Source organism: Vitiosangium sp. GDMCC 1.1324 (assembly GCF_003044305.1).
In the GTDB taxonomy this organism is placed as follows: domain Bacteria; phylum Myxococcota; class Myxococcia; order Myxococcales; family Myxococcaceae; genus Archangium.
Window position 1 is genome coordinate 26,179 of record NZ_PZOX01000040.1, and the last position, 20,548, is coordinate 46,726.

Annotated in this window: 17 protein-coding genes and 1 pseudogene; 7 read left to right on the forward strand and 11 right to left on the reverse strand. The window is 68.4% G+C overall.

Annotation, left to right across the window (positions count from 1 at the left end; genetic code table 11):
* Positions 1–53 precede the first annotated feature (53 nt).
* A complete protein-coding gene (locus DAT35_RS55885) occupies positions 54–2,345 on the forward strand; it encodes a hypothetical protein (protein ID WP_233262293.1) in 2,292 nt (763 codons plus the stop codon).
* Positions 2,342–3,682, forward strand: coding sequence for a hypothetical protein (locus DAT35_RS55890; RefSeq protein WP_108077670.1), 1,341 nt, complete (start codon positions 2,342–2,344; stop codon positions 3,680–3,682). Before DAT35_RS55885 ends, DAT35_RS55890 begins: the two co-directional genes overlap by 4 nt.
* 12 nt (positions 3,683–3,694) lie before the next feature.
* Here the strand turns inward: DAT35_RS55890 and DAT35_RS55895 are convergent, their stop codons facing one another.
* The 4 genes from DAT35_RS55895 to DAT35_RS55910 all read right to left on the reverse strand — a co-directional run bounded on the left by DAT35_RS55895 (position 3,695) and on the right by DAT35_RS55910 (position 9,636).
* A complete protein-coding gene (locus DAT35_RS55895) occupies positions 3,695–6,793 on the reverse strand; it encodes an efflux RND transporter permease subunit (protein WP_108077671.1) in 3,099 nt (1,032 codons plus the stop codon).
* A gap of 12 nt (positions 6,794–6,805) precedes the next feature.
* Positions 6,806–7,996, reverse strand: a complete 1,191-nt coding sequence (locus tag DAT35_RS55900; protein WP_108077672.1) for an efflux RND transporter periplasmic adaptor subunit — start codon at positions 7,994–7,996, stop codon at positions 6,806–6,808.
* A complete protein-coding gene (locus DAT35_RS55905; protein ID WP_233262294.1) occupies positions 7,993–9,222 on the reverse strand; it encodes a TolC family protein in 1,230 nt (409 codons plus the stop codon). The genes DAT35_RS55900 and DAT35_RS55905 overlap by 4 nt, the downstream gene beginning before the upstream one ends.
* A gap of 105 nt (positions 9,223–9,327) precedes the next feature.
* The gene (locus tag DAT35_RS55910) at positions 9,328–9,636 is read right to left on the reverse strand and encodes a hypothetical protein (RefSeq protein ID WP_108077674.1); all 309 of its coding nucleotides are present in this window, start codon (positions 9,634–9,636) and stop codon (positions 9,328–9,330) included.
* A gap of 113 nt (positions 9,637–9,749) precedes the next feature.
* On the opposite strand from DAT35_RS55910, the gene DAT35_RS55915 reads away from it, so the two are divergent.
* The 4 genes from DAT35_RS55915 to DAT35_RS55930 all read left to right on the forward strand — a co-directional run bounded on the left by DAT35_RS55915 (position 9,750) and on the right by DAT35_RS55930 (position 13,112).
* Entirely contained in the window at positions 9,750–11,243 is a 1,494-nt protein-coding gene (locus DAT35_RS55915) for an amino acid permease (protein ID WP_108077675.1), read from the forward strand.
* 87 nt (positions 11,244–11,330) lie between these two features.
* Positions 11,331–12,341 carry a hypothetical protein gene (locus DAT35_RS55920; RefSeq protein WP_108077676.1) on the forward strand — a complete coding sequence of 337 codons (1,011 nt, stop codon included), beginning with the start codon at positions 11,331–11,333 and terminating at the stop codon, positions 12,339–12,341.
* On the forward strand, positions 12,325–12,582 hold the full coding sequence (locus DAT35_RS55925; RefSeq protein WP_108077677.1) for an acyl-CoA-binding protein: 258 nt from the start codon (positions 12,325–12,327) through the stop codon (positions 12,580–12,582). Before DAT35_RS55920 ends, DAT35_RS55925 begins: the two co-directional genes overlap by 17 nt.
* A 65-nt stretch (positions 12,583–12,647) precedes the next feature.
* A complete protein-coding gene (locus DAT35_RS55930; protein WP_108077678.1) occupies positions 12,648–13,112 on the forward strand; it encodes a hypothetical protein in 465 nt (154 codons plus the stop codon).
* Positions 13,113–13,137: 25 nt separating this feature from the next.
* Here DAT35_RS55930 and DAT35_RS55935 read toward each other — a convergent pair whose 3' ends face one another.
* Complete coding sequence (locus DAT35_RS55935) at positions 13,138–14,349, reverse strand: transglutaminase domain-containing protein (protein ID WP_146210304.1); 1,212 nt, start codon at positions 14,347–14,349, stop codon at positions 13,138–13,140.
* A gap of 50 nt (positions 14,350–14,399) precedes the next feature.
* Here DAT35_RS55935 and DAT35_RS55940 point away from each other — a divergent pair, with 50 nt between their 5' ends.
* Entirely contained in the window at positions 14,400–15,320 is a 921-nt protein-coding gene (locus tag DAT35_RS55940) for an ATP adenylyltransferase (protein ID WP_108077687.1), read from the forward strand.
* Here DAT35_RS55940 and DAT35_RS59660 read toward each other — a convergent pair.
* From DAT35_RS59660 to DAT35_RS55965, 6 genes and pseudogenes are all read right to left on the reverse strand, one after another.
* The gene (locus tag DAT35_RS59660; RefSeq protein WP_158502386.1) at positions 15,292–16,026 is read right to left on the reverse strand and encodes a glycerophosphoryl diester phosphodiesterase membrane domain-containing protein; all 735 of its coding nucleotides are present in this window, start codon (positions 16,024–16,026) and stop codon (positions 15,292–15,294) included. The two genes, DAT35_RS55940 and DAT35_RS59660, sit on opposite strands and share 29 nt — an antisense overlap.
* A gap of 146 nt (positions 16,027–16,172) precedes the next feature.
* The gene (locus tag DAT35_RS59665; RefSeq protein ID WP_158502388.1) at positions 16,173–16,901 is read right to left on the reverse strand and encodes a hypothetical protein; all 729 of its coding nucleotides are present in this window, start codon (positions 16,899–16,901) and stop codon (positions 16,173–16,175) included.
* Between the two features lie 247 nt (positions 16,902–17,148).
* A complete protein-coding gene (locus tag DAT35_RS58630; protein WP_146210305.1) occupies positions 17,149–17,499 on the reverse strand; it encodes a hypothetical protein in 351 nt (116 codons plus the stop codon).
* 246 nt (positions 17,500–17,745) lie between these two features.
* On the reverse strand, positions 17,746–17,940 hold the full coding sequence (locus tag DAT35_RS55955; protein ID WP_108077682.1) for a hypothetical protein: 195 nt from the start codon (positions 17,938–17,940) through the stop codon (positions 17,746–17,748).
* A gap of 175 nt (positions 17,941–18,115) precedes the next feature.
* Positions 18,116–19,456 carry a hypothetical protein gene (locus tag DAT35_RS55960; RefSeq protein WP_108077683.1) on the reverse strand — a complete coding sequence of 447 codons (1,341 nt, stop codon included), beginning with the start codon at positions 19,454–19,456 and terminating at the stop codon, positions 18,116–18,118.
* Positions 19,453–20,548: pseudogene (locus DAT35_RS55965) on the reverse strand (hypothetical protein); the annotation flags it as partial. The pseudogene DAT35_RS55965 and the gene DAT35_RS55960, both read right to left, overlap by 4 nt.

Genomic DNA, 20,548 nt, shown 5'->3' on the forward strand with positions numbered 1-20,548 from the left:
CGTAGTACCAGGGTTGCGATTTCAGCCCACGTGGCTCACTGGGGAGGTGCGGCATGTCCACCCGTCTCGTTGGTCCACACCCGGCGGGCGCGCGGTTGCACACGCACGCGGGCACGTTGGCCCCTGGGTTGCTCCTGGTGATGCTGATGGGAGGGTGCGCCACGGACCATCCTCGCGCGAACCTGCTGAGCGGCTTTGGCATCCATTCTCGGCCCTCCTCGTTCCGTCAAGGCTCAGGGCCGAAGCAGCCGGTCTCCTCCGCAACACAGACGGAGGCTTCGGGAGGCGCGGGTGGCTTCCCCGAGCAGAAGGTGAACGCCTTCCAAGGAGCGCAGGAGACGGGCTGCCTGGAGGAAGAGGCACGTCCTCCTGGCTGGCCCGACCTGTCCTCCAGCGATACAGAGGCGCTGCTCGCCCCCTTCCTCGCGTGCACCTCGCCCGCCGAATTCATCGCGTTGCAGGAACGCGTGGACATGCCCCGGCTGGTGGAGGCCTTGGACGACTGGCACGCGGTGCGGCTGGGCGCCCTGGGGCCCGTGCGCGAAGACGCCGCCCACCTCCTCCAGCGCAAGCGCGCCTCGTTCCTCGTCACCACCACCGAGCGCTACGGATTCCTCCATGCCGAGGTGTTCGCTCTCTTCGTCCTGCATTCGGCCCATGACGACGAAGTGGACGAGGTGCTGCGGCTGCTGGCCCGGGACAAGCAGTTGGGACAGACGCTGGCATTCATGCCGGCCGTACGCGAGGAGTTGGAGCAGCGGGGAATGCCGCTCTCGCGCTACCCGGAGAGGGCCGAGCAGGCCGGTGATGTGCTGCGGGGCATGGGCCGCGCCGCCAGGGACGTACTGTCCACTAGCCCGGGGAGCGACGGCTCCCGCTACACGGAGATGACCGCGCGGCGGGCGCAATTGCCACCACCCTACCAGCAGGCCGGCGAGAACGTGGAGCGGGCCCTGGCGCTGCGGCACTTCGCCCCGGGCAGTGTGACGTTGGGCACCTTCGACGCGATGACATTCGGCGCGCCGCTGGGCTTCTACTATCTGCTGGCCGGCGCGGGCCATGGGGCGTACTCACTCACTCAGGGCCAGTACGAGCAGGCCGCACGCGAGGTGGCGCCCGCGTTGCTGTGGGGCACCCTGTACGCCGGAGGCAAAGGCCTGCGCGCCTTGTCCAAGGCTCGAGGTACTTCGGGCGCCGGACTCGGAGGCGCGCAAGGGTTGGGGCTAGCGGAGCTGCGCCTCAAGACCCTCAAGGAGATGGCACGGCAGTTGGAGGCACGGCTGGGTGCGGACGGCCTGCGGGATCTGGCCCGGGACATACAAGCCAGCCGGGAGGCGGGCCGCTTCGTGGCCGTGGGAGGAGTGGATGCCGCCCTGGCCCTACGCGAGGCCCGGGGCAATGTAGCCCGGGCGCAGGCAATGATGTCCAAGGCCAGGTCCGGGGCCACTGGCTCTTCGATCGTGAGGAGCGGTACGGAAACAGGCCCCGGGGAAGTGGCCACCGTGGCGGATGACGCAGCACGCCCCAACCCCAAGAGAGCCGGTGCAGCGGAGCGCCCCGGAGGGCTGGCCTCGCTGGTGGACCCGCAAGCGGGTCTCACGCAGGAGGTGGTGCAGGCCAAACTGGCGCTGGCGGAGCTCGAGTCTACGGGACCACGCCTGCCCGCAGACGTGGCGGTGCTGGAGAAGCAGCGCCCCTCCCTCGACGCCCCACCACCTGGAGCAGAAGGAAACCCGCGCTGGAGTGAGTACGTCGCATACCGGGAGAAGCGTCTCGGGGAAATCAAACAGGGAATGGCCGTCGAAGGGCCTCTGCGCTGGGAGGCCTACGAGCGGATGTGGGGATGGTTCGCACGGGGGATGGCCTTCGAGCGCTTCATGGTGGCGTTGCTGCAAGCCGACGCGAAACTGCCTCGGGCGGCGCGCCGCTTTCTCGCGGACTTCGACCGTCCCCGCATCGAGAGGTGCGTGGGCGTGTGGAAGCCGGGCTCCGGCCTGCGCTTCGCGGACGTGCTCATCATTGAAGAGGGTCAGTTCACCGGCCGGTTCCGTCGCGTAGAGACACTCAGCTTCAAGAGCCGAAACCTCGCGCTGCTGGAGGAAGACGCGTTGAAGGCGCAGATGATTGAGGACGCGAGGGAGGCCCTGGAGTATTACGGCGAGACGCTGGACATCCGTCGGCCCTCCCTCCAACGCCTTCTCCCAGAAGGCAGCAAGGTGCCCGTCCAGAGGGTCCGCCTCATCTACGAGGGCGGTACTCTCAAGCCCAAGGATGTAAACGTGTTGAAGGCAGCCGTGAAAGAAACTCGGAAAGAGGTCCCGGGAGTGGAGGTGTCGTTCCAATGAAGGTGCTGAGCTTGCACGACCTGAAGCCAGAGGATCGCCTTCGGCTCACCTTCGAAGGTGCCTTCGACCCGCAGGCCGCACTGGAGAGCGAGCTGGAGCCCTTTCTCCAGGCGCTCGAGGAGTACGCAGGCGAGTGGATGCCGGACGTCATCAAAGGAAAGCGGCAACGCAAATATGCCCGCACTGCCATCTGGAAGGCGCTGGAGGAGGGGCGCGACGAAAGATACGCACACTGCGGGCTCTATCGGACGAAGTGGCCCGCGCTGGACATGTCGCTCTGGCTCCGGCTCCCACCACGGCCTCCGGAACTAGACATCACGATCAACGTCAAACCCCTGTCCTTCTTCGCGGAAGTGGAGCGCTGCCGCCAGTTCGTGGACATGGTGCGCGCCTGGGCATCACGCTACCCGGTCTCACATGCCAAGGCACACAGCATGGCTGACACGGAGTTGACGGACTCTCCCAATTTCGGCCGCGATGACGAAACCACGTACAGGGACGGGTTCGACAAAATCTACGAGCTATCCTGGCTCAATGTCTTCGGCCCGAAGCTGGTGGAAACCGTCGGCCGCGAGCGCATGCTGTCCACGCCGGCCCACCGGGTGGAGGAGTTGCCCAACGGCTCCGTCCTCCTGGTGACGTGGCCCACCGCCGCGGACTTCGCCAGCGATGAGGCGCGCCTTGCCCAGGCCCGCGCCCACGTCCACCTCCGGCCGGACCTGGACTACGACACCGTGCTGCGCACCTTGCGCGAGCGCAGTGCCACACTCGCTCCCGTGGAACCCCACTTCCACCCGGACGTGGCGCCGCTCCTCTCACGTGTGGTGGATGACGTCGCCATTCACGAGCGCCAGCGGACGATCTCCAAATTCAATGCCTGGCGGCCGCCCAACCCCGAGGAGTGGCGCCCCGCTGACTCCGCCCTGCCTCCGGACGTGGAGGATCCGGAGCGTGCTCGCGAGCATTACAGCTACCTGGCCGAGCTCCTGGTGGCGCTGATGCACACGAAGGTGCCCTCCGTCTTCGCGGCCACGCCCGAGTCCCTCACCGATGTGGACTACCAGTTCTGGCACGAGGATTTCCCGAGAGTCTTCGAGCGGGAGAACATCGACGCGCACGCGGTGCCCGCCATTGGCGCGTACCTGGGCCATGTGCTGGTGCGCAACCTGGGCGGGCGGTGGATACCTCGCAAGAAGCTCGAGGAGGCGCAGGTGCTCGTGGGCAACCGCGTCTGGTTGCCCTTTGTCCGAGCCTGGCGCTACATGCGCTCGCGCCAGTCGCTGTTGGACTACTCCCTCACGCAGCTCTACCGCGAGGCCGAGCGCCACCGTTCTTGAACGGGCGATGGCTCACGGTGCTCTCCGGGCTTCCAGGCGCCGGCCCATCCGCTCCTGCACACCGTGGACGAGCGCGTAGAAGGTGGGCAGGGCCAGCAGCGTGAAGACGGTCGAGGTGAGCAGGCCGCCCACCATCACCACGGCCAGCGGACGTTCGATCTCCGTGCCATGGAGCGGCAGCACCAGCAGGGGCAGCAGGCCGAGAATGGCCGTCCCCGCCGTCATCAGCTTGGGCCTCACGCGGCCGAGACTCGCCTCGCGAAGGGCCTCGGCGAAGGGCCTGCCTTCCGCCACCAGCCCCTTCGTCTGCGCCACCAGCACCAGGCCATTCTGTACCGCGATGCCGAACAGGCCGATGAGTCCCACGAGGCTGGACACGTTCCACGTCTCCCCGGCCAGCAGCAACGCGAGGATGCCGCCCACGAAGGCGTCTGGCAGGGTGGCGAGGATGACGAGCGCCTCGGCCAGCGAGCCCAGCGCCAGGTACAGCAGCAGGAAGACGGCGAGCAGCGCCACCGCGATGGCGAGCACCAGGGACTGCTGTGCGCGCTCCTGGCTCTCCACCCGGCCTCCCACGTCGAGGAAGTAACCCGTGGGCAGCTTCAGCTCCGCCAACCGCTCGCGCACCTCCGCCGCCGTGCTTCCCAGATCGCGCCCCGCCACGCTCGCCTCGATGGCGATGCGGCGACTCCCCGCCTCCCGACGCACGCTCCCCGCCCCCGTCGTCTCCTCGAGGGTGGCGAGCTGGCTGAGAGGAATCCGAGTGCCATCGTGCCCATCCACCAGCAGGTTGCGGATGGCGTTGATGTCTCCCCGGTGGTGGTCCGCCAGACGCAGCACGAGGTCGAACCGACGCTGGCCCAGCCACACCTGGGACTCCTCCTCGCCCACGAGCCCCACGCGCACCGCCCGGATGACATCGCCAGGCGTGAGTCCCACCCGGGCCACCGCGGCGCGGTTCACGTCGATCCGCAGTTGAGGCAGCCCGCTGAGCTTCTCCACGCGCAGGTCCTCCATACCCTCCACTCGCGCCATGACGGCACGGGCCCGCTCGGCGAGCTGCGCGAGTTGCTCCAGGTCTGGACCGAAGATGCGCACCGACACGTCGGCGGGGCTGCCGCCCAGGCCCTCGTCGATGCGCATCCCCAGCGGCGTGGTGAAGAGGACGGACACGCCCGGCACCCGGGACACCGCCTCGCGCATGGCGTCCTCCAGGGCGTCCATGCCGCGCCGCCTGTCCTTCTTCAACACCACCAGCACGTCGGAGACGGTATGCGGCATGGGATCCTCGGTGCGCTCGGCGCGTCCCGTGCGGCGCACCACATCCTCGACCTCGGGGAACTCGCGCAGCACGTCCTCCACGCGGTGGTTGAGCCGATCCACCTCCTCCAGTGAGGCCTCGGGCGGCAGCATCGTCTGGAGGAGCAGCGCCCCCTCGTCCAGCTTGGGCATGAAGTCGCTGCCCACCGCGAGAGCAAGTCCTAGGGCCGGCAGGGTGATGGCGAGCGCCACCACGCGCACCAGGCCCGCCCGCCGCATGCAGGCATCCAACAGGGGGGCATAGAGGACCTTCACCCGGCGGATGAGCCACACGTCCTCGGGCTGTCCCACCTGCCGGGGCCGGAGCAGGAGCGCCGAAGCCACCGGTACCAACGTGAGCGCGAGCAACAGCGAGGCGGCGAGGCACGACACCACGGCCGCCGCGAGTGGCCGGTACATGCGCCCTTCAATCCCCGACATGGCGAAGAGGGGGATGAAGACGGAGACGACGATGAGCGTGGCGAAGGTGATGGGCCGGCCCACCTCCCGCGCCGCCTTCAGCGCCTGGGCCTTCCGGGAGGCCTTGTCGTTTCCGGCCTGGAGGCGGTGGACGATGTTCTCGGTGACGATGATGGCCGCGTCCACCAGCAGGCCCACCGCGATGGCGAGCCCGCCGAGCGTCATGGTGTTGATGCCGACACCGGTGGCCTTCAGCAGCAGGCCGGCTAGCGCGAGCGACAGCGGCAGCGTGAGGGTGACGATGGCCGCGGCGCGGATGTCTCCCAGGAGCCCGAAGAGGACGAGCACCACCAGGAAGGCCCCAATGAGGATGGCCCGGCTGACACCTCCCAACGAGGAGGACACCAGCTCAGACTGATCGTACACGACGCGCAGGCGGACACCGGGCGGGAGGCTCGACTGCACTTCGGAGATGGCCCGGCGCACGCCCTCAGCCACCTTCATGGTGTCCGCGCCGAACTGCTTGCTGACGCGGCAGCTCACCACCTCACCGTCGAGCCGGTGGGCCATGCCCCTGCGAATGGCGGGCGCCTCGCGCACGTCGGCCACGTCTCCGATCAGCACGGGCGTTCCCCCTCGCAGGGCCACCACCGTGCCGCGCAGGTCGTCCAGCGTCTTCGCCCGCCCCACGGCCCGGATCGTCCACTCCATGGGCCCCTGCACCACGAAGCCCCCCGCGGCGTTGAGGTTGGCACCCTCCAGAGCATGCTCCACCTCGTCGAGTGAGATGTTCCGGGCGGCCAACTGCTCCGAGTCGAGCTGCACCTGGAACTGGCGCAGGTAGCCTCCCAACCGCTCCACGCCCGCCACCCCGGGCACCGCGAGCAGCCGGTTCTTCACCTCGAACTCGGCCAGGTCCCGCAGTGTCATCAGGTCCACGGCTCCCGGCTCGGCCTCGAGCGTGAACTCGAACACCTCGTTGAGCCGGCCGGTGAGGCTGGAGACGAGCGGCGTATCCGTCCCGGGTGGCAGCTCGCCCGAAGCCGCCGCCACGCGCTCCGCGACGAACTGGCGGCTGCGGTAGTAGTCCGCGTCCGGCTCGAACTCCACCGTCACCTGGGTGACTCCGAGCTGCGACGTGGAGCGGATGCGGCGCACGTCCGGCAGGCCCGCGAGCGCCACCTCCATGGGGATGGCCACGGCCGTCTCGAGCTCCTCCGCCCCCATGGCCGGGTTCTGCACGATGACGTTGAAGATGGGGGCGGACAGGTCCGGGAAGACGTCGCGGCGCAGGCCCCGCAGCGCCACCGCACCGAAGGCGGAGAGCGCCAGGGCCAGCACCACCGTGAGGCCCGGACGCGAGAAGGATGACTTGAGGATCCGCGCGATCATGACAGCCTCCTTTCAGTGCTCATGGTGCTCACCCTGGCCTCGTGACTTCTCCACCTCGGCCTTGAGGAGGAAGGCGCCCTCCACCACCACCTGCTCGCCGGGCGTGAGCCCCGAGAGCACCTCCACGTCCCCGCCGAGGGTGCGGCCACGCCCCACCGCTCGCCGCTCGAAGGTGTCCCCGCTCCTGGGAAGGAAGGCGAACCAGCCGTCCTCCAGCCGCTGAAGGGCCGCCGCCGGGACGGTGATGACCGTGGCTCCCGGCTCCCCCAGCGGGATGAAGGCCGAGGCGGACATGCCCGGCCTCAGCATGCCGTCCGGGTTGTCCAGCTCCAGCCGCACGGGGATGGTGCGCGAGGCCGGGTCCACCCGCTGACCGACGAAGCCCACCTTCGCGGCGAAGTCCTTGCCGGGAAGGGCGGCGAAGGTGACGCGCGCCAGGGCTCCGTGCTGGATGCGCACCGCATCCCGCTCGAAGGCATGCACGGTGAGCCACAACCGGGACAGGTCTCCGATGTGGAAGAGGGTCCGGGAAGGCTCCACCATCTGCCCCATCAGGGCGGAGCGCTCGATGACGGTGCCGGCGAGGGGCGAGCGCAGGGTGAATCCCGCGGCTCCCCGGCCATTGGCCGCCTCCTGGGACTCCACGCCGAGCGCCAGCAGTGCGGACCGGGCCGCCGCCAGCTCCGCCTCGGCCGTGGCCGCTTCGGCTTCGGTGGCCTGCACCTCCTTCTCGGCCACGATGCGCTCGGCCCCCAGGGTGCGCTTGCGCTCCGCGGCCTGCCGGGCGGCACTGGCGCGGGCCTGGGCCGCCTGGAGGGCCGCGCGGGCCTTGCCCAGCTCGGGGCTCTGGAGCTCCACGAGCGACTGCCCTTTCTTCACCTGCTCACCGGGTGAGGCCAGGAGCGAGAGCACCCGGGCGGTGATGGGCGAGGCCACCTCGGCGTAGGCGTTCTCGTTCACTCCCAGCTCGCCCAGGGCAGTCACGCCTTCACCCCCGGGGCGCTCCTGCACCGGGGCCGTGGTGACGCGCAGATCCCTCAACATCTCCGGGTCGATGCGGACGAGCGCTTCGTCTTCGCCTCCATCGTGGGCATGGGCCTCGGACTCCGGCGCATGGGCCTGCTCCTCTTCGTGCGGAGCCGTCTCGCGCTTGCAGGCGCACACCCAGAGGAGACACAGCAGAAGAACGTGAAGGGACTTCATGGGAGGGCTCCGGTCTGGACGGCGAGCTGGACGCGGGAGAGGGCGGCTTGCAGGAGACGGGTGAGGTAGTCGGCACGAGCCTCGAGGACGTCACGGCGCACGAGGAGGAACTCGGCCAGGCCCATCTCCCCGGCGTCATAGGACTTGCGCGCCAGCTGCTCGTTGTCCGCGAGCAACGGGAGGGCATCGCGCTCCAGCAGCTCCACCGCCTCGCGCTCCTTGCGATACCGGGCGAGGGCGGACTGCACCTGGACGGACTGCGCCCGGCGAGCGGCCTCCAACGCCACCTGGAGACGCCCCACGCGGGCCGCACCCGTCACCCGGGCGGACTGTCCCCGCGCGAAGAGCGGCAGGGACACGCCCAGGGCACCGACGATCGCACGCTCATCGCCCTCGAGCGCATAGCGGGCCCCCACGCTGATGTCAGGCCACAGGGAGCTCTCACCCAGGCGCTGCTCCGCCCGGGCCTCCTCCAACTCTGATGTCAGGGCGGTGATGTCCGGCCGTTCCGGCAGGGTGGACGGAAGCTCCACGGCTCGAGCGGCCAGCGCACTCAACTCACCGCGCACCGCGAAAGCCGCGTCCGCGGGAAGGCCGAGCAGTCCGCGGAGCTCGCCGAGGAGGGCCGCCTCATCCCCCTCGGCACTCGCTACCTCCGCCCGGGCCCGCGCCAGGCCCACGCGTGCCACGTTGACGTCCACCACTGGCACATCCCCGGCCTCGAATCGCCGCTGGGTGGACTGGAAGATGTCCCGAGAGGTTTCCTCCGAGCCTCGCGCCAGGCGAAGCCGGTCCCGCGCATGCAGCGCCCGCAAGAAGGTGGCTGCTACCTCTCCGAGCACCAACCGCTCCGTGTCTCGCTGTCGGGCGGTCTCCCGGGCGAGGCCAGCGCGGGCGGCATCGAGGCGGGCCCCTCGCTTCCCGCCCAGCTCGACGGGTTGCGCGAGCCCCACCACGACATTGGGCGCCCGTTCTCCGGAGGCCAGGGTGCGAGGGCCCGCTTCGACCTCCAGCGTGGGGTTGGACTGCAACAGGGGGGAAGCGCCAGCCACGGGCCCTCGGGCTTCGGCCACGCGGCCCGCGGCCTCCAACAGGGCGGGGGCGCGCTGGCGGGCCAGGGCCAGGGCTTCCTCCAGGGTGAGCTCGGACGACGAGGCCGCACCAGGACGAGGCCAGAGAATCACGGCGGCGAGCCCGAGGGCTGCCGTCGCCAGACGGTAGAACACGGAAAACCTCGCGGAAGTACGCGAGCAGCCACGAAGAGGAGTCCCCCAGGACGAACGGGGCACACGTCTCCTCATGACGCTCGAGGCGGATGAACGAACAGGGCCTTACGCGAGGTGGACTATCGGGGGACGCAGGATGTCACCCACCTCGGCGGAGGGGGGTTCATCCTCCTCGTGCCCGGCGGTGGGAGGAGGCCGCGGAGCCATCGGGACGACCGAGGCAACGGGAGCCACGACGACCAGACGCCCATGGGAGCAACAGGTGCAATCGACGCAGTCCGGGGCACACTGCCCGCGCTCGTCATCATCCCGGCAGCTCTGCACGCACACGTCACCCGAGCTGGCGGAGGACAGCAGGCCACCACCGACCGGGGCGAACAGCAGCAGGCTGAGGAAGAACCAGACGCGAAGCACCGGGAGCCCTCATAACACGTCGGCGAAAGCTCTGCCCGGAGTTGTTGCGGAGAACACGCGACCCTGAAGTGAAATCCTTCCGCGATGGACCGGAGCATTGTTGACTGCCGGCCATGGGTCTCTGGTCGAAGAAAAGCATCGCCCAGTTGCAGGGCGAGGAAGGAACCACACACGAGCTGCGTCGCACCCTCAGCGGCTTCCACCTGATGCTGCTGGGCGTGGGCGCCATCATCGGTGCGGGCATCTTCGTGGTGACGGGCACGGCGGCGGCGCAGCACGCGGGGCCAGCCATCGCCCTGGCGTTCGTGATGGCGGGGGTGGGCTGCCTCTTCGCGGGGCTGTGCTACGCCGAGTTCGCCGCGATGATTCCCGTGGCAGGCAGCGCCTACACGTATGGCTACGCCACGCTTGGCGAGCTCGTGGCGTGGAGCATCGGGTGGGATCTCATGCTCGAGTACCTCTTCGCCTCCTCGGCGGTGGCGGTGGGCTGGTCCGGCTACTTCACCGCCTTCCTGAGGGACTACCTGCACTGGCAGCTCCCGCCGGAGCTGACGAGCGCCCCCTTCGACGTGCGGCCGGGCTCGCACATCCCCCATGCCACGGGAGCCCTCATCAACCTGCCAGCCGTGCTGCTGGTGGGGCTGCTCACCTCGCTGCTCGTCGTCGGTGTCCACGAGTCGGCGCGAGTCAACAACATCATCGTCTTCGTGAAGATTGGCGTCGTGCTGCTGGTCATCGGCTTCGGCGCGGCGTACGTGAACACCGACAACTGGAAGCCCTTCATCCCGGAGAACACGGGGAGGTTCGGCGAGTTCGGCTGGAGCGGAGTCCTCTCGGGAGCGGGCGTCATCTTCTTCGCCTATATCGGCTTCGACGCCGTCTCCACCGCCGCGCAGGAGACGCGCAATCCGCAGAAGGACCTGCCCGTGGGCATCCTGGGCTCGCTCGCCATCTGCACCCTGCTGTACGTCCTCATGGCGCTGGTCATGACGGGGCTGGCGCACTACAGCACCCTCAACGTGCCCGAGCCCGTGTACGTGGCCATCGCGAACGCGGGACCGGCGCTCGCCTGGCTGCGGCCCATCGTCAGCCTGGGAGCCATCTCCGGGTTGGCCTCGGTGGTGCTCGTCATGCTGATGGGACAGCCGCGCATCTTCTACGCGATGGCGCGCGACGGCCTGCTGCCCCCCTTCTTCGGCCGGGTGCATCCGCGCTTCCGCACCCCGTACATCGCCACCCTCATCACCGGGGTGGTGTCCATGGTGGTGGCGGGACTGTTCCCCATCGGCCTGCTGGGGGAGCTGGTCTCCATTGGTACCCTGTTCGCCTTCGTCGTCGTCTGCGCGGGCATCCTCGTGTTGCGCTACCAGAAGCCGGACCTGCCCCGGCCCTTCCGCACGCCCTTCGTTCCCGTGGTGCCGGTGCTCGGCATCCTCATCTGCGGGACCCTCATGCTGGGCCTGGGGCTCGCGACGTGGTTGCGGCTCCTGGTCTGGATGGCCCTCGGGTTCGGCATCTACTTCGGCTATGGCCGCAAGCACTCGCGCATCGGCCACCAGGAGTCCGCCGCCGCCGCGCCACCCGCCCCACCAGGCGGGCAACCCTGAACCGGACAGGCCGCGCTTTCAGACACGCAGGACCCGTGAGGCGAGCCATACTCGCCTGGACGTGATGAACCTCCCCGTGATGCAGCCATGAATTCCCAGCAACTCCTCGCCCGACTCCAGGACACCTCCGCCGAGGGTCCGCTGGACCGTCTCGCCGCGCTCGTCGTGGAGCACGAGCTCTCCCAGCCTCTCGAGACCCTCTTCCCGCCCGCCCTGGTGGCGCGCGCACTGAAGACGGCGCTCGAGGGGTGGCTCGCCTCAGACACCGCCGACCGCGAGCTCGCCTCCGCCATCGAGCACCTTCACCGCCAGCTCACCCAGGACCCGCGCACGGTGCGCGAGGCCGTGCCACCGGAGCTCTCCAAGGGACTGGCGGAGCTGGCCGCCCGCCGCTACTCGCCGGACCGGGCGCTGGTGCTCGCAGTGGTGGATCGGCCGCCCGTGCGCTCGCTGGCGCGCGGACTGCTGCTCAACGTGCTCATCGAGTTCAGCCGCAAGGTGAGCGCACCCGTGACGGAGAACCGCATCGCCAAGGGCTTCTCCGGCCTGGCGAAGCTCGCGGCCGATCAGGCCAGGAGCTCCGGCGGGGCGCTGGGTGGCATCGCCAGTGCGCTCTCGGATGAGATCGAGCGCCAGGTGGAGAAGCGCGCCCGGGACTTCACCGACTCGGCGCTGTCCGGCATCTTCCAGCAGTTCGCCGACGCGCTCACCGACCCGAACCGGGCCTCGGAGCAGGCGGAGATGCGCGTGGCCATCCTCGACGGCGTGCTGGGCCAGCCCCTGGCGCGGCTCGGACGCGAGCTGTCCCGCGTGGACGTCCCGGGTGGCGTGGCGGTGGTGCGCAAGGGGCTCTCGCAGTGGCTCGCCTCGAAGGACGCCACCGCGGAGCTGGAAGGCTGGCTCACGCGTGCCATGGAGCGCAACGGCAAGCGCCCGGTGCGCGAGGTGCTCGGGACACTCGGACTGCTCGACACCTTCCAGAAGGTGGGCCGGGATGCGCTGCGCGGGAGGCTCGCGCCGATCGTGGCTTCGGAGCCCTTCGCGCGCTGGCTGGAGACGCTGATGACAGAGGAGACACCGAATGGCACTCGAGGATGATTTCCGCTCCGCACAGGAGCGCGTGAAGACGCTCAAGACCCGCCCCTCCAATGAGACGCTGCTGGAGCTGTATTCGCTCTTCAAGCAGGCCACCGAGGGAGACGTGCAGGGCAAGCGCCCGGGGATGCTCGACCTGAAGGGACGCGCCAAGTACGACGCGTGGGCCGGCCGCAAGGGAGTGGGCCGAGAGACAGCCAAGCAACAGTACGTCGCGCTCGTGGAGCGGCTGCTGCGGGGCTGAGGCTCGCGGAGAGCCACTGCTGGTGCCTATGCTGCCGCCTCATTTCACGATGCCTGGAGGGCGGCATGGGACTGTTCGACAAGCTGAAGGACGTGGCCAACATGGTGACGGGAGGCGCAGCCCGCGTCTCCATCGAGTACGAGCCGCAGGTGGCGTTCCCCGGGGAGAACATCTCCGTGCGCATCACGGCCACGTCCACGGGCGCGCAGGTGAAGTCAGGTGGCGTCTTCACGGATCTCCGCGCCGTCGAACGGGTGAATCTGCCGAGGGGTACGACCGTGGGCGTGGAGCAGCCCATCCAGACCTCGCACACCACCTTCGAGCAGGAGCTGCGGATCGCCCCGGCCTTCACCCTCGCCCCGAACGAGACGAAGGTGTTCGAGGGCGTGGTGACCCTGCCCTCCAGCGCGCAGCCCTCCTTCACCGGGCGTTACGCCCAGCACGAGTGGTCCATCCGGGGCCGCATCGAGGTGACGGGAAACGATCCGGACTCGGGCTTCCAGGCGTTCCGCGTAGGCTCGAACGGATAGGAGCCTCCACTGGAGGCCCCTCGGCTCAAGGGTCCGCCGCGTAGCGAATCTTCATCCGATTGACGGGACCGGCGGCCCCGGCGCGATTCACGGCCCGGACCTCGAGCGTGTTCTCCCCCTCGTGGAGCTTCGCGGGCGCCGTGTCGCCGGGCAGCCGCTTCCACTCCCCACCGTCGACACGCAGCTCGTAGTGGTCGAACCAGGGCATGCCGTGCTGGAGCGTGAGTGTGTAGTCCGGCCGCGCGGCGAACAGCGGCCGCTTGCTCAGGAACTCCTGCTCCGTGGTGACGTGGTGTTCCTGGATGAGGTCGATGGGCCGGCGCGCGTCGTTGTACGTGAGCAGCACCTGGGTGTGGTTGAGCGGGAAGTAGAGCTCTCTCGGGTCATCGGTGAAGAGCAGGCCATCCGACTGGAACCCCTGGAAGGTCGCGAACTGCCCCTTCCCCTTCAGCGGCAGCATCAACGTGGCCTTCTTCCCATCCCGCAGGTACGGGATGTTCATGTAGCCGAAGTACCGGCCCAGGAACGCGCGGTACTCCTTGTCGAGCTCGGCCGGATCCTTCTTGTGGCGCTCGAGATAGCGAGGTGACGGGACGAAGCGGATCTCCCCGAACCGGCCCTCTCGCTCGAGCTGGTACATCTCGTAGAAGTTGAGGTAGCGCCCCTGGTGGGTCGCGTACATGCTGAATTGCGGGTCGATGAAGATCCACTTGTCCAGCGCATTGGACCAGACCTCGGACACCACGTGGGCCTGCCCGAAGCCTCCGTAGGCGGCATCGGGCGTCTTGATGCCGAGCGGACGCGAGGGGTAGCCCAGCGACAGCAGCAGGTCCGACACCACCGTGCCGTACTCCACGCACCGGTAGCGCTGCCCCTGCTTCACGTTCTGGAGGATCTGGTACGACGAGGTGCCCGGGGCAGGCTCGTTCATCCCGTCGTGGTCCCACTGGATGCTCACCCACTCGAGCGCCGCGAGGATGACCTCCGGCTCCGAGCGCTTCGAGAGGTCCACCTCCTTCAGGACGTACTCGCGCAACTGGCGGAGCTCGGGGGTATCGGGGCTCTCGGGCAGCTTCAGGGTGCGGTAGCGGTCGTCCAGCTTGAGGTTGGAGGACTCGAGGATGGAGATCTTCTTGAGGGGACCGGGCGTGGCGGCGGGGGCCTCGGCGAGGGCGGCCGGCGCGGTGCCCAACAGGGCCAACAGGACGGTGAGGGAAGCGGCGTGTCGCATTCTCATTCTCTACGACTGGCACTCCACACGATTTCCCTGCGGTAATGTGCGCCGCGATGAGCACGCCCCCCGCCCCGCATCGGCCACTGCCGCAGCCCGAGGACCTGTGGCCCCGGACCCTCGAAACGACCCGGAACGCACTGGCCACCGGAGCCCTGCAACCGATCGCCACCGAGTGTCAGACGCTGGAGGAGCGGGAAGTTCCCTTCCAGGTGCGCGTGCTCGGCCGGGCGCATCTCAAGGATGACCGGGCGAAGCGCGAGAAGCCCCGCGCGGCGCCCTTCAATCCCTTCGAGAACCCGGACCCGGTCATGGTGGTCGGAGACGTTCCACCTGCCCACACGTGCATGCTCAACAAGTTCAACGTCGTCGAGCACCACCTGCTCCTCGTGACACGCATCTTCGAGGAGCAGGAGTCCCCGCTCACGGCCGCGGACTTCGAGGCGCTCGCCTTCTGCATGAGCGGCCTGGATGGGCTGGCCTTCTACAACTCGGGCGAGATGGCCGGTGCCAGCCAGCGGCACAAGCACCTTCAGCTCATTCCGCCGCTGGGTCCGCAGGGCCTGCGCGCTCCCATGGAGACGCTGCTCTCCGCGCCGCCCGCGCGAGGCCACGTCACCACCGTGCCCGCCCTGAACTTCCTCCACGTCCTCACGGGCCTCGGGCCGTGGGAGTCCTCCGCCGGGAGGGACGGGGCGCGGCTGTTCGAGGCCTACCAGTCCCTGAGGGCCACGCTCGGGATGGAGCACGCCCTGCCTCCCTACAACCTGCTCGCCACGCGGGACTGGATGCTGCTCGTGCCCCGCTCGTGCGCCGAGACCCATGGCATCAACGTCAACGCCATGGGGTTCGCCGGCTCGCTGCTCGTCAAGACGCCGGAGCAGTTCCAGAAGCTCCAGGAGCTGGGCCCCCTGGAGCTGCTGCGGCAGGTCACTCCGCCCGCCCGTCCTACGGCGTCGTCGGAGTCGGAGGTCTGAAGGGCGGCGGGCCCGGGAGTGGGGGGACCTGGACCCGGCGGGCGACGAGCTGGTGGTACAGCAGCGTCCACACGATGAGGACGAAGGGCATCACCAGGCTGTGAGCGATCAGATTGCCGATCCACACATCCAGGAAGAGCGGCAGCCACGAGAACACGGCCCCGATGATGGCCTGGGCGAGGACGGTGAGGATGCCGGTGATGAGCACCAGCGCGAAGACCTCCCAGCCGTCGCCCCGGACCAGGTTGTTCGAACGGCTGAACGCCTCGGAGATGCTCCTCTTCTCGATGATGATGACGGGGGCGAGGACGATCCACCGCGTGAGCAGGTACAGCCCGGGGATGATGAACAGCAGGAGGCCGAAGGCGATGCCAAGGCCCGCCAGGAGCCCGGCGCCGATCAGCGTGGCCAGACGGGGCCGGACCCGCTCGTAGAGCTGGCCGATCGTCATGTCGGCGCGGCCGTCACGCACGTCCTCCACCGCCTCGACGATGGCGCCCTGGATCCAGAACGAGCCCACCACCCAGGCCACGAGGGCGATGATCCCCCAGAAGACAGCTCCCGCCGTGTGCCCCCGGCGAGACTCCACGTTGCTGAGTGCCGAGAAGAGATCCAGCCCCGCGAAGACGATGGCGGCTGTCGCGATGAACCGCCCCGCGAAACGCCGGTAGAGAGAAAAGGAGTCCCGGAGGATCTCGGTGACCATCTCGCATCTCCTGGCCGCGAGTCCCATGACGCAGCCCTGCATCAGGAGTGGCGAGCCTCCCGCTCGCGCGCAGCAGCAGCATGAGCGAGCGCCTGGAGGCACGGCCGAGGGCACGGCCTCCAGGAGTGGAGGGTCGTTCCGAGGACCTACTGCCCGGTGATGAAGTGTCCGTCCTTGCCCAGCGCGAAGCGCGAGGTCCGCTCCATCTTCACGTCCAGGTAGAGCTGCTTGCCCTTGGGCAGCAAGCTCACCGAGTGAACCAGGAGCTGGTGCTCGGGCGGCGTGCCGAGGGCGACCCAGGCGCGCCACCCGTCGGTGCCCAGCACCACCCAGCGCGTCTCCTCGCCCGGAGTACCCGGAGCCACCATCAGCTTCAGCAGGAGGATGGCCATGCGGCCATCCGGGGACGTCCATTTGGAGTCCACCGTGTACTGGACGTCACTCGACTGCCACGTGGACCACGTGTTCACCACGCAGTAGCCGTCCGCCTCCGGCCGCAAGAACAGCAGGCCCGCGCCGTTCTCGTACGACACCCCCACCAGCTCCAGGGAACCCTCGGCGAACGTCAGCTGGGACTGGAAGGAGCTGCGCGCGTCGAGGAGACCGAGCTGCGGCAGCGACAGGCCCGGAACGAAGGCGCGGGCGCCCGGCAGGGTCATGCGGCCCGGCTCCAGCGGCTCCTCCAGGGCGATGCGCTCCGGGCACTTCGGAGAAGGCCCCTGAGCCTGGACCTGCTGCACCTGGGCGGTCTGCCGCGTCCGAGCCTCCGGAGGTGGAACCACGGCGTTCCGCAACTCCGCACACCCTGTGCACACCAGGGCCAGCACGCACGACACCCACCACGAGCTCCTCACCCGCACGATATCCACTCGCATCCGTTCTCCTCCTTGAGACGGCCGGACTCAGGCCTCCATCAGGATACGGTGCCGGTAGAGCTCCAACAGAATGTCTTCGTGCAGGTCCGCCTGCTTCTCCTTGCGCAGGCGCTCGCGGACGGCGGCGACCGGCTCCCGGCCCGTGAAAACTCCACCTCCACCAAAATGTCCGAGAGAATGAGAGTCGTTGGGGACGTGTCCATGAGGAGCTCCCGTGCGGCCGCGCCGCTCGTGCTCCTTCCACGGCTCACGGCGAGGCGGTGCCCATTACCCTGGCGGCCCAGCGGCGCGTTTCATCGTCCACGTTCTTCATCAACGAGTCGAAGCGACCCGCGCGCATCAACTCCACCAACCGCTCGTCCCGCGCGAGGATTTCGGTCGTGTGCCAGGGAAAGAGGAGATCCGTTTCTCCTGATTTCTGGTAGCTCGGCTCCGCGACGAGGGCTTCCAGGTAGCGCGAGTAGCTGTCGAAGAAGCGGTCCACGTTTGAGGCGATGGGCATGACCTTGGGCTCGTACTCGTAGGTATCTATATACACCACGGGCTGCCGTCCCCACTCATCCGCGAGCTCAGGCACGGTGGCATAGGTATAGGCCATTGCCATCTCACCACCAAAAACAGTCACGGGCTTGCCCAGTCGCTCCCAGTATTTTTCCCGCCACCATTTATTATCCTTCGTTAGCGTGTGCACCTGGTCATCGAAGCGGCTGAGAACCCAGCCCATCACCTCGGTAGCGAACGCAGCATGCCCCAGGCGCGCATAAATACTCGCCAGGACCGGGTCGAAGGGAACGCCCTCCAATGAGCTCCCGGCTTTCAATGGTTCATGGGCAGGTGACAGGCGCTAGATCGCGGTGCGCAGCCAGCCGGCTGCTGCTTCGGGCTCACGCCCCAGCGCTCTCGTTACCCACTCCAGCCCCTCCGTCGCGAAGAAGCCCAGGCCCTTCGCGACGATGCCTGCCACCATCCACAGGGCCAACTCCTCCACGCCCCGTTTCGACGTGAGGCCCTCGCGTGGCTCGAGGGATTGGCCGCGCACAGGGGCACTTCCAGTGGTGCGCTCGTCCCCGGATGCGAGGGCAGGCTCGACGCGGGCGCCAATTCCGTCAACTCCGCGACGAGACGGTAGCGCCGGCATCCGCCGTGGCGGTGAGCACAGTGAACCCGGGCTCGCGGAGCCGCCCCTCCAGCACGGAGGCATTGCCTGCCGGTACTCAGCCCCGGTGCCGCTCGGCCACGCGGAAGAACTGGGTGAGGGAGTAGTCCAGCAGCGCCTGACGCGAGCGCATGTAGTGGCGGGCTCTGGCGAAGGGCAACCACACGCGGTTGCCCACGAGCACTTGTGCCTCCTCGATCTTCTGGCGCGGAATCCACCTGCCACCGAGGTTGCGCACCAGCACTTCACCCAGGTACGCACCAATGGCGGACACTGCGTGCTCGTCAATCGCCTCCCGTAGGCGGCTCGTAGGGAATTCCTCGCGCCAGAAATAGAAGTCGGCGTCCGTGAGGGACTCGGGTTTCGACTCGAAGACGGAGGGTACCTCCGAATGCAGCAGCGCAACAAGGTGCTCGGCGAGGGTTCTGTAATACTCGCACGCACGTGCCTGGTCCTCTACGTCCGGAGGCAGTGCGGAGTCGGCGGGGCGCCACTCCTCGGGCTCGGGCGGACGCCAAGCGTTGAGCTCGGCGATTCTGCGCTGGCGCTCGTGACTGGGAGCGCGGTCCACCACACGCGAGAGGAGCGGGGCCAGGTCCGGGTGGAAGCGGGGCTCCACGGGAGCGAGCTTGGCGCTGCGCTCAAGCAAGGTGCGCAGCACAGTGTCGAAGTCCAGGTCCGGCCGGAGGTGGGCGTGGGCGCGGGCCTGGGCGAGCCGTGCCTCCTTGCTCGCGAAATCCGCCACAATGGGCCACAGCACCAAGAGGACGGAGCCATTGGGCAACTCCTCCACCCGGTGAGCTGGTGTGGACAACACGCGCTCGCGACCCACGGTTTCCACCAACTTGGGGCCGAAGACGTTGAGCCAGAACACCTCGTAGACCTTGTCGAACCCGTCTCTGCGTCGAGTCTCGTCGTCGCGGCCGAAATTCGGCGAGTCCGTCAATTGCGTGTCATCAGTGCTGTGGGCCTTGGCATGGTAGACTGGATAGCGACTGGCCCAAGCTCGCACCATCTCGACGAACTTTTGGCAGCGCTCCGTTTCGGAGAAGAACGAAAGCGGTCGCACCTCAAGCAAGGTGGCAAACTTAAGAGGAAGCGGCGGGTAATTGAGCCTTGGCCACATATCCAATGCGGGCCACGCCGTCCGGTAGAGACCGATGGACGTGGTCCTTTCGTCGCGCTCCTCCTCCAGCGCCTTCCAAATGGCGGCGCGGGCGTACTTGCGTCGCCGCTTACCCTCGACGACGTCCGGCATCCACCCGTCGGCGTATAGTTCGAGTGCCTGGAAATAAGGCTCCAGCTCGATCCCAAGGTTAGCGTTTGGATCGAAGGCACCGTCAAAGGTGAGCAGAAGACTGTCCTCTGCCTTCAAATCACGCACGTTCAGCACCTTCATTGGAACAGTACCTCCACTCCCGGAACGGAATCCTTCGTCGCGTCCACGGCTGCCTTCAAAGCGTCTGCGTTCATAGGCTTGAGCTCGCCGCCCTCGTAAACGAGGTGCACTCGCGGCACTTCCACCTCGATGCCTCCCGGAAAAAGGGACTGGAGAGAGTCCCGGCGGATGTCCAGCCGCTCGCCGTACTTCTGCAGAGCTTCCCGCGCATCCTCAACCATCTGCGCCTTTAGGGCTTTGGGGTTCAGCCCCGAAAGATCACGGCTCTTGAAGCTGAACGTCTCCACGCGCCGTGGCTGCCCACCGAGCTTGCCCTCTTCGATGACGAGCACATCCGCGTAGCGCAGGCCAGGGCCCGGCTTCCTCACGCCCACCTGCGTTTCAATTCGGGGCTTGTCGAAGTCCCCGAGGAAGGTGCGCTCGGCCCGAGGCTTCTTCGCGTCCTCTTGCAGCAGCTTCACCATGTCGCGCTCGAAGGCCAGCCCCCGGGCAAACCACGCGCGCATCCGCTCGTAGGGCTCCCACTTGAGGGGGCCCTCGGCGGCCGTGCCCTCCTTCACCTCCTTGAAGCGCCTGTTGTAGTAGTCGACGTACTCGCGCCAGCGTGGGTTGCCCCGAGCCTCGGGCGGCGGGGCGTCGAGGGAGGGACGGTATTTCTCCAGCACGCCCACGTCCGCGGGTAGGCGCGGGCCCGTGGCCTCGAGCTCCGCCGCCGCGAGCTTCGCCTCCACCACATCCAGGGTGTGGCCAACTCCCTCGTCCACGAGCGAGGCCAGGGTGCCCTGGCGTTCCGCGGCACCGGCCTTCGTAGCGGAGGGGCGTGCGACCTCTTCCGTCACGGCGGCCTTCCCGGCACCGGTCCCCGCGCCACTCTTCCCGGGTGGAGTGCCCGAGCCCGTGGCCCCGGGACGTGCCCTGGACATGAGCGGCCGTGCCCTGGCCACGTCCCCTCCGGCCTCATGCAGCGCCAACGCGGCGTCCGCCCCGCCCACGGCGACGAAGCGGCCTGCCTCCCGGCTCGCCCGAACCTCCCGCACCAACTCCCGCAGGCCCTCCAGGCTCATCGCCCCATTGAACTGCCGCGCCGTCTCC